This window comes from Herbinix luporum (assembly GCF_900070325.1).
GTDB classification, from domain to species: Bacteria; Bacillota; Clostridia; order Lachnospirales; family Lachnospiraceae; genus Mobilitalea; species Mobilitalea luporum.
In genome coordinates, this window is sequence record NZ_LN879430.1 from 886,265 (window position 1) to 901,921 (window position 15,657).

Annotated in this window: 14 protein-coding genes; 12 read left to right on the forward strand and 2 right to left on the reverse strand. The window is 35.8% G+C overall.

Annotated features, from left to right (window positions below; all coding sequences use genetic code 11):
- Window positions 1-13: 13 nt before the first annotated feature.
- The 11 genes from murD to SD1D_RS04115 all read left to right on the forward strand — a co-directional run bounded on the left by murD (window position 14) and on the right by SD1D_RS04115 (window position 13,034).
- Complete coding sequence (murD, locus tag SD1D_RS04065) at window positions 14-1,372, forward strand: UDP-N-acetylmuramoyl-L-alanine--D-glutamate ligase (protein ID WP_058257736.1); 1,359 nt, start codon at window positions 14-16, stop codon at window positions 1,370-1,372.
- A 17-nt stretch (window positions 1,373-1,389) separates the two neighbouring features.
- Window positions 1,390-2,538 carry an FtsW/RodA/SpoVE family cell cycle protein gene (locus SD1D_RS04070; RefSeq protein ID WP_058257737.1) on the forward strand — a complete coding sequence of 383 codons (1,149 nt, stop codon included), beginning with the start codon at window positions 1,390-1,392 and terminating at the stop codon, window positions 2,536-2,538.
- A 69-nt stretch (window positions 2,539-2,607) separates the two neighbouring features.
- The gene (gene murA / locus SD1D_RS04075; protein WP_058257738.1) at window positions 2,608-3,888 is read left to right on the forward strand and encodes a UDP-N-acetylglucosamine 1-carboxyvinyltransferase; all 1,281 of its coding nucleotides are present in this window, start codon (window positions 2,608-2,610) and stop codon (window positions 3,886-3,888) included.
- Window positions 3,889-3,906: 18 nt separating this feature from the next.
- Window positions 3,907-4,653, forward strand: a complete 747-nt coding sequence (locus SD1D_RS04080) for a cell division protein FtsQ/DivIB (RefSeq protein WP_058257739.1) — start codon at window positions 3,907-3,909, stop codon at window positions 4,651-4,653.
- 216 nt (window positions 4,654-4,869) lie between these two features.
- Window positions 4,870-6,090, forward strand: coding sequence for a cell division protein FtsZ (gene ftsZ / locus SD1D_RS04085; protein WP_058257740.1), 1,221 nt, complete (start codon window positions 4,870-4,872; stop codon window positions 6,088-6,090).
- Between the two features lie 228 nt (window positions 6,091-6,318).
- Window positions 6,319-7,227: a sigma-E processing peptidase SpoIIGA gene (locus SD1D_RS04090; RefSeq protein ID WP_058257741.1), complete on the forward strand. Its 909-nt coding sequence runs from the start codon at window positions 6,319-6,321 to the stop codon at window positions 7,225-7,227.
- Window positions 7,228-7,269: 42 nt separating this feature from the next.
- Window positions 7,270-8,010, forward strand: coding sequence for an RNA polymerase sporulation sigma factor SigE (gene sigE / locus SD1D_RS04095; protein WP_058257742.1), 741 nt, complete (start codon window positions 7,270-7,272; stop codon window positions 8,008-8,010).
- 151 nt (window positions 8,011-8,161) lie between these two features.
- Window positions 8,162-8,941, forward strand: coding sequence for an RNA polymerase sporulation sigma factor SigG (gene sigG, locus SD1D_RS04100; RefSeq protein ID WP_058257743.1), 780 nt, complete (start codon window positions 8,162-8,164; stop codon window positions 8,939-8,941).
- 206 nt (window positions 8,942-9,147) lie between these two features.
- On the forward strand, window positions 9,148-11,883 hold the full coding sequence (acnA, locus tag SD1D_RS04105) for an aconitate hydratase AcnA (protein ID WP_058257744.1): 2,736 nt from the start codon (window positions 9,148-9,150) through the stop codon (window positions 11,881-11,883).
- 51 nt (window positions 11,884-11,934) lie between these two features.
- Entirely contained in the window at window positions 11,935-12,306 is a 372-nt protein-coding gene (locus SD1D_RS04110) for a zinc ribbon domain-containing protein (protein ID WP_058257745.1), read from the forward strand.
- Window positions 12,307-12,371: 65 nt separating this feature from the next.
- The gene (locus tag SD1D_RS04115; RefSeq protein WP_058257746.1) at window positions 12,372-13,034 is read left to right on the forward strand and encodes a polysaccharide deacetylase family protein; all 663 of its coding nucleotides are present in this window, start codon (window positions 12,372-12,374) and stop codon (window positions 13,032-13,034) included.
- A gap of 113 nt (window positions 13,035-13,147) precedes the next feature.
- On the opposite strand, the gene nrdR is transcribed toward SD1D_RS04115, so the two are convergent.
- Window positions 13,148-13,600, reverse strand: a complete 453-nt coding sequence (gene nrdR / locus SD1D_RS04120; protein ID WP_058257747.1) for a transcriptional regulator NrdR — start codon at window positions 13,598-13,600, stop codon at window positions 13,148-13,150.
- A gap of 214 nt (window positions 13,601-13,814) precedes the next feature.
- Window positions 13,815-14,072 carry a PRC-barrel domain-containing protein gene (locus tag SD1D_RS04125; protein ID WP_058257748.1) on the reverse strand — a complete coding sequence of 86 codons (258 nt, stop codon included), beginning with the start codon at window positions 14,070-14,072 and terminating at the stop codon, window positions 13,815-13,817.
- A gap of 130 nt (window positions 14,073-14,202) precedes the next feature.
- Between SD1D_RS04125 and SD1D_RS04130 the strand changes: the two genes are divergently transcribed.
- Window positions 14,203-15,639: a family 43 glycosylhydrolase gene (locus tag SD1D_RS04130; RefSeq protein ID WP_058257749.1), complete on the forward strand. Its 1,437-nt coding sequence runs from the start codon at window positions 14,203-14,205 to the stop codon at window positions 15,637-15,639.
- Window positions 15,640-15,657 lie beyond the last annotated feature (18 nt).

A 15,657-nucleotide genomic window follows, 5' to 3' on the forward strand; every position in this document is an offset into this window, starting at 1 on the left:
CATGGAGGTATGTATGAAGCTTAAGGATAAGAAGGTTCTGGTATTTGGTGCAGGCAAAAGCGGAATATCAGCAGCAAGACTGTTACAAAAACTTGAAGCATATGTTGTATTATATGACGGTAAGAAGGATGTTGATACCGGTACCTTTAAGGATAAAATAGATACAAGTAAGAACTGGGAAGCTTATTTCGGAGAATTTCCCATGGATAAATTAGATCAGATTGACTTAATGATAATAAGCCCCGGTATAGCCATAGATCATCCTTTTGTGGAGGCTGTAAAAGAAAAAGCTATACCCATATGGGGAGAAATTGAATTGGCTTACCGCCATTCTAAGGGAAAAATTATAGCAGTTACAGGAACAAACGGTAAAACCACCACTACTTCTTTAATAGGAGAAATAATGAATACATATTTTAAGCAGGTTTTTGTGGTGGGTAATATAGGTAATCCCTATACAGATATCGCCCTAGATACCACTGAGGATTCTGTAACTATAATTGAGCTTAGTAGTTTTCAATTAGAAACTATCCATGAGTTTTGCCCAGATGTAAGTGCTATATTAAATATAACACCGGATCATCTAAACAGGCATCATACCATGGAAAATTATATAAATCTTAAAAAAAGCATAGCAAAAAACCAAAGTATAAAAAATTTATGTGTCCTTAATTATGAGGATGTCCATACCCGTAAGATAGGTAATGAGCTAGATACAAGGATTGTATATTTTTCCAGTGAAACTAAGCTGGATAATGGACTATACTTAGATGGGGATGACATAATATATAGTAAAGAAGAAATAAAAGAAAAAATATGCAATGTAAATGAACTTCAAATTTTAGGAAAACACTCATATGAAAATGTTATGGCAGCTGTGGCAGTAGCCATAGAGATGGGAATTCCCATGGACCTTATTTACCAGGCTATAAGATCCTTTAAGGCAGTAGAACATAGGATAGAATATGTTGATACTATAAATGGTGTAAGTTATTATAACGACTCTAAAGGTACCAACCCCGATGCTTCAATTAAAGCAGTTATGGCCATGAAAAAACCTACCATACTAATTGGGGGAGGCTATGATAAAGGCTCATCCTTTGATGAATGGATCTTGTCTTTTAAGGGTAAGGTAAAAACCTTGGTACTGATGGGAGAGACCAAGGAAAAAATTGCTGCTACAGCAAAAAAATATAACTTTAATAATATTATTATGGTTGAAGACCTAAAAGAAGCAGTACTGGTAAGTGCCAGGGAGGCTAAGGAAGGTGACGTGGTACTTTTGTCTCCTGCCTGTGCCAGCTGGGGCATGTTCGATAATTACGAACAGCGTGGAAGAATGTTTAAGAAATATGTAAAAGAATTGTTGTAATATAGATGGGGGAGCAAATGGCAAGAACAGCAGGTGAAGTAAACAGAAAAAAAGTACATAGCTATTATGATTATAGTCTACTATTCCTAATACTTTTTCTTGTGTGCTTTGGCTTAGTCATGATATATAGTACATCTTCCTATAATGCTCAGAAATTTTATGGGGATGCAGCTTATTATTTGACAAGGCAAGCACTCTTTGCCGGAGCAGGAATATTAATTATGCTATTTGTGTCCAAAATTGATTATAGATTATATACTAAAAAGCTCCCCATAATAAAACTAAGGCCTATAACCATATTATATTTCTTGTGTGCCTTACTTCAAACCTATGTTATTATATTTGGTAATGAGGTTAAAGGTGCAAAGCGATGGATTAAATTAGGGTCTTTGGGTACCTTCCAGCCTTCTGAACTTTCAAAGATAGCAGTTATTCTTGGAACTGCATTTATAGTAAATTTGGCACCGAGAAAGTTGGATAAAATATGGGGCTTTTTACGGGTATTACTGTTTATGGGCCCACTTTTGGGATTAATTGTTGCGGAGAACTTTTCAACGGGATTAATTATTGGTCTAATTATAGTTGCAATCAGTTTTGTAGCCAGTAAGAAAAAGGCTTATTTTATAATATCAGGAGCAGCTTTAGCCGGGTTAGCATCATTGTTGATAATTTTTGTTGACTTTAGAACTACCCGATTTGAAGCCTGGAGAAATGTAGAGACCCATGAGAAAGGTTATCAAATTCTACAGGGCTTATATGCCATTGCCTCAGGAGGGGTATTTGGCAAAGGCTTGGGAGAGAGTATGCAAAAGTTAGGCTTCATACCGGAATCCCATAACGATATGATTTTTTCAGTTGTTTGTGAGGAGCTGGGTCTATTTGGCGCAGTAACCTTAATACTGTTATTTATACTTTTACTTTGGCGTATTTTTATTATTGCCATTAACGCACCGGATTTATACGGAGGACTTATTGCAACCGGTGTACTGGTACATATAGCTTCCCAAGTTTTAATTAATATTGCTGTAGTAACCAGTACTATACCACCGACCGGAATTCCCCTGCCCTTTATCAGTTATGGTGGAAGTTCCTTGATGGTTATTCTGTTTGAAATGGGGATTGTACTTAGCATCTCCAATCAGATTAAGGTTCAAAGAAGTAGATAGCCATAAAATCACGGGGACAAAGGAGATATCATATAGTATATTATATTTCCTTCATGTCTGAGGTGTGCTATGTCGAGTATTATGGTTATCGGCGGCAGCAAGTTAAATGGTGAAATAAAAATACAAGGTTCAAAAAATGCAGCATTACCAATTATTGCTGCTACTATTTTGAATAAAGGTATAACTGTACTAAAGAATTGTCCGAAAATACTGGATGTATTTCACATGATAAAAGTACTGAAGGAATTAGGGTGTGTGGCCATTTGGGAAGGTAGTACTCTTATTATAGATACCACTACCGTTAATTCCCCTAAGGTATCCGAAGATTCAGTACAAAAGATGAGAAGTTCAATTTTGTTTTTAGGAGCTTTACTGGGAAGATGTCATGAAGTATCTATTGCTTATCCGGGAGGTTGTTTAATTGGTAAACGGCCTATTGATTATCATTTAGATTCTATTAAGAAGATGAATGTAAATCAGGTATTTCTCGGAGAAGATAAGGATATAATTCATTGCTTTACAGATAAAATAGTCGGTACTGATATTTTCCTTAAGTTCCCCAGTGTGGGAGCTACCCAAAATATTATACTGGCAGCAGTGCTTTCAGAAGGAGTTACCCGTATATTTAACGCCGCACGGGAACCGGAAGTAGTGGAGTTATGTAACTTTTTATTAGAAGCCGGAGCCAGAATCTGCGGAAAAGGTACTGCTTTTATTGAAATCGAAGGAGTAAAGCAGCTTCATGATGTTGAATTTACACTTTCATCTGACAGAATAGTAACAGGAACATATATGGCAGCCGTAGCCGCTGCAGGAGGTAATGTTATTTTACATGACGTGCCTATAAGACACATAGAATCTGTTATTAGGGTACTTGATAAAGTGGGGTGTAATATTAATCCAAAAGGTAACAGCCTAAAAATAAGCTGTGATAAGCGGCCAAATCCTTATGAACTTCTTAAGACAAAGCCCTATCCAGGATTTCCCACGGATATGCAGTCTCAGCTAATGACAGTACTTAGTATTGCAGATGGGGAAAGTACAATAGTAGAAGAAATATTTGAATCACGGTATCAAAATGTAAATGAGCTAAAGAAAATGGGAGCAAATATTACTGTTATAAATTCGGAAAATAAAGCCCTTATATCAGGAGTAAAGCAGTTAAAATCAGCTGTGGTAAAAGCACATGACCTACGGGCAGGTGCTGCCCTGGTGATTGCAGGCCTTGTGGCAGAAGGAAGAACAATTGTCAAAAATTCAGCCAGTATTGAGCGGGGGTACGAAGATATCTGTAGAGATTTAAGTAATCTAGGGGCAAATATAAAGTTTTGCAGCGGAAATATTTTATAGCAGATATAGGAGTAAAATATGGGGAAAAAGTTGCAAAGGAAAAAAAATAGTGTACTTAAAAGGTTAAGCTTACATCTTCTGAAAATAATTGTTATTTTAGTTATACCGGTAGTAGCTTTTGTCTATTCTTTTCAATTGAAAAATATTACGGTAACCGGTTCAGATAGGTATAGCCGGGAAGAAATTATTGACTGGCTGATAAGTTCAGAAGTAGACCATAACACCCTTATATGCTATTTTAAGTACAAATACTTTACGGGTATCAGAATTCCCTTTGTAGAGAAACTGTCCTTTGAATTGGTGGATAGAAATTCCATCAATATCAGAGTATATGATAAGAAAGTAATAGGATGTATAGAATTTATGGGTGATTATCTTTACTTTGATAAAGATGGGATAATTGTGGAGAGTTCATCTGCAAGATTAAATGATATACCCCTAATCAAAGGACTGAAATACCAAAAAATAGTCTTGAATGAAAAACTGGAGGTGCAGAAAGAAGAACTATATGATGTGATACTTAATCTTACTCAGCAAATAGAAAAAAATGAACTTAAGGTAAGCACCATCAGCTTCAACAGTAACTATGAGGTGACAGTTGATTGTGGAAATATCAAGGCCATGCTTGGAAAGAGAAGTACTTATGATGAAACTTTAGCAAAATTAAAAAACATACTTGCAGAAGCGGAAGGTATGAATTTAACCATCGATATGCGAGGGGAAAATGATTATTTCATTGCAAAACCGGAAATATCGTCAGATTAGATAAAAAAATATCAAAGAATTCTAAAAATTATTAAAATAAGCTTGATTATTTGGGAATTAAAAGATATTATATAATATAAGATGTGTATACCATAAGTAGTATCAAAAAAGAAGTTTAACCCATGATAATGTGGTTTTTATTGGTAGATTTATAGTTTATCTAATAGAGAGTATATAGTTCAAATTTTGAAGAATACGATGAAGGAGGAATTGACCTTGCTTGAAATAAGAACTAATGAGGCGGATCATACTGCGAAAATACTTGTAATTGGGGTAGGAGGAGCAGGGAATAACGCCGTTAATAGAATGATAGAAGAAAATATCAAGGGAGTTGAATTTGTCTGTATTAACACTGACAAACAACACCTGAAAAATTGCAAGGCTCCTGTATGCATTCAAATCGGTGAAAAGCTCACAAAGGGACTTGGTGCCGGTGCTGTGCCGGAGATTGGTCAGAAAGCTGCCGAAGAAAGCAGAGAACAATTAACTGAACTTGTTAAGGGAGCTGACATGGTATTTGTTACCTGTGGTATGGGAGGAGGAACCGGAACCGGTGCCGCCCCCGTAGTTGCACAGATTGCTAAAGAGATGGAAATCCTTACGGTAGGTATAGTAACTAAGCCTTTCAAATTTGAGGCTAAGACCCGTATGACCAATGCAATAGCCGGTATAGAACGTTTGAAGGAAAATGTAGATACCTTAATCGTTATTCCAAATGATAAACTTTTAGAAATCGTTGATCGTCGGACAACCATGCCCGATGCCCTAAGAAAGGCAGATGAGGTATTACAACAAGGTGTTCAAGGTATAACGGACCTTATAAATGTACCGGGTCTTATTAATCTGGACTTTGCCGATGTTAAGACGGTTATGAAAGATAAGGGAATTGCCCATATAGGAATCGGTACCGGTTCTGGAGATGATAAGTGTATAGAGGCTGTTAAGCAGGCTATTACAAGTCCTCTCTTAGAGACAACCATACAGGGTGCTAGCCATGTTATTATAAATATTTCCGGTGATATCAGTCTTATTGAAGCAAATGATGCCGCCACAATGGTTCAGGAATTAGCAGGTGAATCAGCAAATATTATTTTTGGTGCTATGTATGATGATTCTAATCCGGATACAGCAGCTATAACTGTTATAGCAACCGGTTTAGATACAAAGTCTGAAGTAGTTAAGACACCTGACTTTTTAAGGCGATCCACTTCCACTTCATCATTACATAATGTAATTAAACCGGAGACAAGCATAAATAATAATGGGTATACAAAACCTAGTCCCAACCCATATGCTCCACCAAAGCAAAGTATTTTTAATACAGATCCTAATCGTAGACCAATCAGCCAGCAGACTAAACCCCTATCCGGTTCAAATTTGGATACCAGTGGTATTAAGATACCTGAATTTTTACAGAAAAATCGTCCTAATAAATAAAAAGATAATTTAATAGAAATTAGATATTATATATAAGATTTAGGCTGTCAGATTATTTGTAAAAGAATAATCTGGCAGCTTTTGTTGTATAGAAAGGGAGAAAAGAAAAGGTAGCTGTAAAAATAAGTAAATGAAAACTTGAAAAACCCTTCCATAAAATGACAAATTTTAAAAGCAAAACATTATATAATCAGAATGTACATAAGAAAGCAGGTGTGGAGGTGAATATTGTATTTAGAGGTTTATCCGGATATTGTCTTTATACTTAACTTTTTCATTGATATAATCCTTATTTTTCTACTAAAAAAGGTAAATAAGAAAAAAAGCAACATACCAAGGATGATTTTAGCAGCCATCTTAGGAGCCACAACAGCTGCAATAGTAAGTATATTTCCATGGATGAATGAAGCTTTCAAGTTTGCAATAATGTATGTAGCTGCTTCTATTTTGATGATAGTTATAGCATTTGGTAAGTTAAAGCTTTTAGAACTTGTAAAGCAATGGCTTGTATTTATTATGATTACATATTTTGTCGGTGGATTAATGAATTCTATTTATTATTATACAAATATTAGGTTAATTCTAATCCATCTAGGCAACGGAAATATCTTCAGCAATATATCAGTAGTTTATATTATTGCTTCAATCTCTGCCATAACCGTATTCTCATTAATTATTATTTGGTTTCTAAGACTTTATCATCTTCACAAGCCTTTAATATATGATGTGGAGCTGGTTTTAAAAGATCGTAAAGTAAAAACCAAGGGACTTATGGATACGGGAAATTGCTTATATGATCCCATTGGCAGAAAGCCTGTAATGGTTATAGAAAATAACTTAATAGAGGAACTTTTAACACCGGATATTAAGCATGATATGGAATTAGCTAAGGATTATTTAGAGGGGAAAACAGATGAGATACCTTTAGAACATTATGATAAAGTATTTAATTTTAGCTTTATTCCATATAGAAGTGTAGGAAAAACCGGTATGCTTTTAGGAATTAGGTTGGATAAAGTTATGATCTATACAGAAAAGGAAAGTATATGCAATGAAAAAGTTACAGCTGCAATCTGTGATAACCCTCTGACAGATAAGAAAGATTACCAAGTTATTTTACATAAGGAACTATTGTAAAAATACTTTTAGTAAGTAGTGATAATTATTGGGAGGTTGTATATGCTTTTAAAGTTGTCAATACAAAATAAGTTTCAGTTCCGGATGATTCCAGACATAAGAACTATTATTTTTGGGCAAAGAGGTGAAATACATTACATAGGTGGAGCAGAGATACTGCCGCCGCCCTTGGATTCTGTTCGTGAAGCTGAAGTTATTAATGGACTAGGTACTGAACGGGATGCAGAAATGAAAGCAATACTGGTGGAGCATAATCTGAGATTGGTGGTATACATAGCTAAAAAATTTGATAATACCGGAGTAGGTGTGGAGGACTTGATTTCTATCGGAACCATAGGCCTTATTAAGGCGATAAATACCTTTAACCCAGAAAAAAATATTAAGCTGGCCACATATGCCTCCCGTTGTATAGAGAATGAAATACTTATGTATCTAAGACGTAATAATAAAACTAAACTGGAAGTTTCTATTGATGAGCCTTTAAATGTGGATTGGGACGGAAATGAACTTTTATTATCAGACATCCTAGGAACAGAAGAAGATGTTATATATCGCAATATAGAGGAGGAAGTTGATCGTAAGCTCCTAAGAAAAGCCTTATCTAAATTATCTGAGAGGGAGAGAATAATAGTAGATTTAAGATTTGGCCTAGGTACTGATGACGGTAATGAAAAGACCCAGAAAGAAGTGGCAGACCTTCTTGGAATTTCCCAATCCTATATATCCAGACTAGAGAAAAAAATCATAAAAAGATTAAAAAAAGAAATGGTTAGATTCGAATAAGTTAATGGAAATTATTTCAATGTTAAATATCGTATAAAGAGCCTTCAAATAGTGAATCATTATTGTTAGCAAACATCAACATGCAGGTAGTATTTTACTTTCTAAGCCTTCATGGATAAGAATATAATGACATAGTTTTCGGAGGTATCGTATGGCTCTTTATAAGGTAGAAATATGTGGCGTAAATACATCGAAGTTGCCATTACTAAAAAACAGTGAAAAAGAGGAATTATTTCAAAGAATTTTAAAGGGCGACAAGGAGGCGAGGGAGCTCTATATTAGGGGAAATTTACGTCTTGTACTATCCATTATCCAGCGGTTCTCCAATAGTAATGAAAATGTGGATGACTTATTTCAGATTGGCTGCATCGGACTGATGAAGGCCATAGATAATTTTGATATTACACAGAATGTTAAATTTTCTACCTATGCTGTTCCCATGATAATCGGTGAAATTCGCCGGTACCTTAGAGATAATAATGCTATACGTGTAAGCAGATCATTACGGGATACGGCTTATAAGGCAATATACGCCAAGGAAGCCTTAACTAAGAAGAATGATAAGGAACCCACTATCAGCGAGATAGCCCAGGAAATTGGCATTAGCAAAGAAGATATAGTATATGCCCTTGATGCAATTCAAAGTCCTGTATCTTTGTATGATCCTGTTTATGTTGAGGGAGGAGATGCCCTATATATTATGGACCAGGTCAGTGATAAAAAGAACAAAGAGGAAAATTGGATTGAGGCTATATCACTAAAGGAGGCAATGAGCAAACTTCCCCCAAGGGAGTACAATATAATTAAATTACGATTTTTTGAAGGTAAAACTCAGATGGAGGTAGCAAAAGAAATTAATATTTCTCAAGCACAAGTAAGCCGTTTGGAGAAATCTGCACTGAAAAATATGAGAAATTATTTAACCGGATAAATAATATTAAAACGATATTAATAACTTATCTATAAAAGATTAAAAGAGCCGTTGTATAAATACAGCGGCTTTTATTATATTTGAAAAATTTTACCTGCTCTTGGCAATAATAAATAAATCGTGTATTATATTAATACTTAAGGACGGATATCTAAATAGTAATAAACATAAAGTTAAAGGTTAGAAAGGTCTATGAGGTGATAGATATGAAAGCTAAGTTTAAGGAAAGTGCTGTAAAACAACTTAAGATACAGGATGTAACTTATGAGTACTATAATCTGGAATCCTTAGAGAAATACGGTTATGATATAAAACATCTGCCATTTTCCATTAAGGTATTACTTGAATCTGTTCTTAGACAATGGGACGGAATTGCTATTAACGATGATCACATTAAAGATTTGGCCCAATGGACTAAGCATAGGGGAGGAAGGGGAGAAGTACCCTTTAAGCCGGCTAGAGTTATCCTACAGGACTTTACCGGTGTGCCGTCTGTACTAGATCTTGCTTCCATGAGGGAGGCAATAGCTTCTATGATTGAGGAAGGAAAGACAAGTAAAGATATAGAAGAAATGATAAAAAGAATTAATCCCGAAGTACCGGTGGATCTTATTATCGATCATTCTGTTCAGGTGGATTATTACGGTATGGAGGAGGCTCTTAGTGAGAATGTAAAGAGGGAATTTGAAAGAAATAAAGAAAGATATCAATTCCTTAACTGGGCCCAGAAGGCTTTTAATAATTTTACTGTGGTTCCTCCTTCTACAGGAATTGTCCATCAGGTGAACTTAGAATACTTGGCCAAGGTGGTAATAGATAAGGAAGTAAAGGGCAAGAAAATTTTATATCCCGATACCTTAGTAGGAACCGATTCCCATACCACTATGATTAATGGTCTGGGAGTCCTTGGATGGGGTGTTGGAGGAATTGAAGCTGAGGCAGGAATGCTGGGACAAGCCTCATATTTTCCTGTACCTGAAGTTATAGGAGTACGTATGGTTGGAAAGCTTCCTATGGGGGCTACAGCAACGGATTTGGCTCTTAGAATAACCAAGCTACTTAGAGACAGAGGAGTTGTGGGTAAATTCGTTGAATATTTCGGTGAAGGTCTTAAAACATTAAGTTTGGCTGACAGGGCTACTATAGCCAATATGGCTCCCGAATATGGAGCTACCTGTGGCTTCTTCCCTGTGGATGAAGAAACTTTGGACTATCTGCTTCTAACCGGAAGAAGTAAGGAGCATGTTAATATAGTTAAAAATTATCTGAAGGCCAATATGATGTTCTATGAAAATGATATGGAAGATCCGGTTTATACAGAAATAATTGAGCTTGATTTATCCACCGTAGAAACTGCCCTATCAGGACCAAAACGACCACAGGATTTAATTCCCCTGGGTAAAATGAAAGAAGAATTTATAAAAAGTGTTACAGCCCCGTTAGGAAACCATGGCCATGGTTTAACTAAGAAAGAGTTTGAAAAGAAAGTGGAAGTTAGCTTATCTGATGGCAGAAAGGCTACTATGGAGACAGGGGCAGTTGTAATTGCTTCCATAACATCATGTACCAATACATCTAATCCTTCAGTTATGCTGGGTGCGGGACTTTTAGCTAAGAAAGCTGTAGAAAAGGGATTAAAGGTTCCTGCCTATGTTAAGACCTCCCTTGCTCCCGGTTCAAAGGTTGTTAGGGAGTATTTGGAGGCAGCAGGCCTTTTGCCTTATCTGGCTGCCTTAGGTTTTCATATTGTAGGTTATGGATGTGCTACATGTATAGGTAATTCGGGACCTTTACTTCCTGAAATTACCCAGGCAATTAGTGATAATGATTTATTGGTGACTTCAGTATTATCCGGTAACAGAAATTTTGAAGGAAGAATTCACTCCCTGGTAAAGGCAAATTATCTGGCCTCTCCTCCTTTAGTAGTTGCCTATGCCCTTGCGGGAACCACTAATATTGATTTGACATCAGACCCCATAGGTTTAGATAAAGAAGGCAAGAAGGTATATCTAAAGGATATCTGGCCTTCATCGGAGGAAATTTTAAGGGCTGTTATGGACTATGTACAACCTGAAATGTTTAAAAAGGAATATAGCTTAGTCTATGAGAATAATGAATTATGGAATGAAATTAAAATTAATGAGGGAAGTTTATACGAATTTGATAAGGAGTCCACTTATATAAGAAAACCCCCATTTTTCGAGCAACTTTCTATGGAACCTGAAGATCTAAAACCTTTAAAGGGTCTTAGGGTAATTGCAAGTTTAGGTGATTCGGTGACCACAGATCATATTTCACCGGCCGGAGCCATCGGAAAAAATACTCCCGCCGGAAGATATCTTATGGACCATGGCATAGAACCTAAAGATTTCAATACTTACGGCTCTAGAAGAGGAAATCATGAGGTAATGATGCGGGGAACCTTTGCCAATATCCGTATCCGTAACCGTCTTGCCGGGGGAATAGAGGGCGGATATACCACTTATTTACCTACCGGTGAACTTATGTCAATCTACGAGGCCTGCATGAAATATAAAGAAGATGATACAGGCTTGGTAGTCTTGGCAGGAAAGGATTATGGTATGGGTTCATCCAGGGACTGGGCAGCAAAAGGTCCCAGTTTACTTGGGGTAAAAGCTGTTATTGCAGAAAGTTTCGAAAGAATCCATAGATCTAATCTGGTTATGATGGGAGTTTTACCCTTGCAGTTTATGGAGGGGGAATCAGCAGATAGTCTGGGATTTTCCGGTAAAGAAACAATAGATATTATAATCGGTGATAATATAAAACCTGGTGACTTGGCCGAAGTTGTGGCCAGATCAGATGAGGGCTCCACTATCCGCTTTAAGGCAAAAATCAGATTTGAATCTCTGGTGGATATGGAATATTACCGTCATGGTGGAATTCTTCAGATGGTACTGCGTCAAAAGATGGCACAGTAAGAAGAATAACCAAGTCGATAATTTAAGTTTTAATATGATGAAGGTGATAAGTTGTTTTTTATATTTGCTATATCAAATGGTGAGAAACAGCTGGATTTTAATCAAACCATGATTTGTTCCCATTGCGGACAATTTGGAAGGTTTAATGCATATATGACCTATATGTATTTCAGTTTGTTTTTTATTCCCTTGATATTTTGGAACAGGAAGTACTATATTAAAAGTACCTGTTGTAATACCGTATATTCCCTGAATCCGGATATAGGTAAAAAAATCCGAAGAGGTGAAGAGGTAAGTCTTTCTGAAAATGATATGGAGCCTTTATTTGGCAGTGGACAAGGAGCTAAAAAACATTGTGCAGCTTGCGGCTACTTGGCAGAAGCGGACTATGATTACTGTCCTAAGTGTGGCAGCAGACTTTAGTTTTTAACATATACGATAAATTCCTGCATATTTTATTAATAAGATACTTTTTGAAAGGCTTAGTTATGGAAGAAGTAAGCAGGAGCATATATGGGATAGAGGAGCGTATATACCAAAGAGGCGGTACATACGTTTCCTATCCTATTATTGTATCGGGAGGTCTAAGTTATAATAGAGATTTGATAAATAATATAATCCTTGAAGATATCAATAATATTTTGAGAATATATTCTGCCGACGCATTTTCAGAATTAAAAGAAAATCCCTATTTACCGGATACATTGAATATTAATTATGATATAAAACGCAACAATGGCCATTTTCTTAGTATTTTTTATAGGGCAGATTTTTTTAGCCCCTATGGGGCTCATCCTACCCAATTGGTATATACAACCAATATAGATTTAGTAAATTTAAGACGTATAAAACTTTCGGATATAGTTCAGGTGGATAATGATTTAGTTGATGATTTTTATTCTTGGGAATTGGTGACTGACCAAAAGTTGGGTAAAGATTACAAGGAAGCAATAAATGAATATATTATAGGACTTGGCAGAAACATTTTATTGATGGGATTTAAAACTGCCGATATAATAGGATCTGATAATCTGCTTGGAATATTTACTTACCTGACACCGGATAGAATAGGAATCAGTATATCGGTACCCAATTATCTAGGTGATCATGTGGAATATGAAAAAGTAAAAGATATTAATAATTTGGCATAAAAAATGACTGCCTAAGGCAATCTTATGCATGTAAGACTGCTTACGGCAGCTTACATTATACATAAGTTTGCTGCCTTAGGCAGTCAAGCATTTATGTCAATATGGGGATAATGTCAGCTATCTAATATCTTCTTTAATTCGTTCATAAAAGTGTTAACATCTTTGAATTCACGGTAAACAGAAGCAAATCTAACATATGCTACCGCATCTAAATCTTTTAACTTATCCATTAGGATTTCTCCTATTATGTGACTTGGAATTTCCTTATCTTCCATATTAAATATCGTGGTTTCCACCTCATCCACTAGGGCAGTAATCTGATCAACCGATATGGGTCTTTTGTGGCAGGAGCGAAACACTCCGGCTTCAATTTTTGCACGATCATAAGGTTCACGGTTATTATCCTTTTTTATAACTACAAGGGGTATAGACTCAACCTTTTCATATGTAGTAAATCTTCTATGGCAGTCGTCACACTGACGCCTTCTGCGAATGGAAGTATTATCGTCTGCAGGCCTAGAGTCAATAACTCTAGTATTAACCTTATTGCAAAAAGGGCATTTCATATTAACAATCCTCCGAAGCTATCTTATGTACAATAAATTATACAAAAGCACTTTATATACATGATATTGAAATGATTAGTATCATAAACACTATAAATTGATTATATTTAAAATTTGTCAATCGGTCAAGCTAATAATTGTAAATAATTGAAATTTATGCAGATTGTTTATAAAAGTACAAGATACCATTGGTCAATTTAAGTAAAATGAAAGATTAGTCACATTTAACAAGGCATTTTTCAATATCCACATCCACTAAAATTATATCTGCTCCTATTTGCTTAATATTGCAGCTACTGATTACATATTCATGTTCCCTTCCTAATATACCAAAAATTTTACATGGTCCCGGTACTATAATATGGGTGATACATCCGGTGCAAATATCAAATTCTATATCGGAGACATAGCCTAGCCTTTTGCAGTCTCTACAGTTTATAACTTCTTTTTCTCTTAAATCACACATTCGCATAAAATCACCTTAATCTATCTTTGATTCATTATATGCTAATGGGTTTGCATGTTTATTAAACTGTAGTTATAATACTATTACTATATTAAATTAAACTAATGAAAAAAATATTTAAAGGAAGGTAAGAAGTATGCAAGCATTTAACCCATATTTACCCAGTTACGAATATATACCTGACGGAGAACCTTATGTGTTCGGAGACAGATTATATGTTTACGGATCTCATGATGCTTTTAACGGAAAAGAATTTTGTCAAAACGACTATGTATGCTGGTCGGCTCCTATTGATGATTTAGGAAATTGGCGCTATGAAGGTGTTATATATAAGAAGATACAGGATCCTCATAATAAAGACGGCTCTAGACGTTTGTTTGCCCCGGATGTTCAGTTAGGGATAGATGGCAGGTATTATTTATATTATGCATTAGATAGCCACGGAATAATGTCTGTAGCTGTCTGTGATGAGCCTGCAGGTAAGTATGAATATTACGGCACTGTTCATTATCCGGACGGGAAAGCAGTAGGTTATGATAAAGGAGATATTTATCAGTTTGATCCCGGAGTTTTTATAGACGATGACAAAAGGGTATTTCTTTATACGGGATTTGCTCCAAGGGATGGTCAGTTTCCCGATGACAGTTTTGGTTACAGAAGAATAGAAGGAGCTTATTGTATTGAACTAGAACAGGATATGGTTACTGTTAAAGCCGGTCCAAAGCTTATTCTACCTAAAGCAGGATATGCTAAGGGAACAAGTTTTGAAGGTCATGAATTTTTTGAAGCCAGTTCCATGAGAAAAATAAATGGAAAGTACTATTTGGTTTATTCCTCCATTAATGCCCATGAATTATGCTATGCAATAAGTGACAGACCGGACGGTGGATTTACTTTCGGTGGCACAATTGTCAGTAACGGTGATGTTTTTTATAAGGGCAGGGAATTAAAGGATTGTGTAAATTATTTGGGTAATAATCATGGAGGTCTGGTTCAAATTAAAGATCAGTGGTATGTATTTTATCACAGACAAACTAACCGCCATAGCTATTCCAGACAGGGATGTGCTGAGAAAATATATATTAATGAGGATGGTCACATACCACAAGTGGAGATTACCAGTTGTGGACTAAATAATGGTCCCTTAGTAGGACAGGGAAGATATGAGTCTTATATCGCATGTCATCTTACTTCAAAATGGGGAGCCGGATTTTATACCAATAATATGGAGGATTATAAAGATCATCCATATTTTACACAAAGTGGACAAGACAGAGAAAGTAATCCCGATCAATATATTGCAAATATACAGGATGGGGGGATTGCCGGCTTTAAATATTTTGACTTAAGTAATACAAATAGTATTGCAATTGAGGTTAGAGGTGAAGGAGAAGGGGAAGTTATAGTAACCGATGGAATAGAAGGAGAGATATTAACTAAGATCCCTGTAAGGCAAAACAAAGATTATCAAATATTTAAGAACAGCATATCTAAAGGTGAGAAAAAATCTGCCTTATATTTTAAATATACAGGCAGAGGATATATAGATTTTAAGGCCTTCTATTTGGAGTAAGTAAAATTTGTAAAGGGC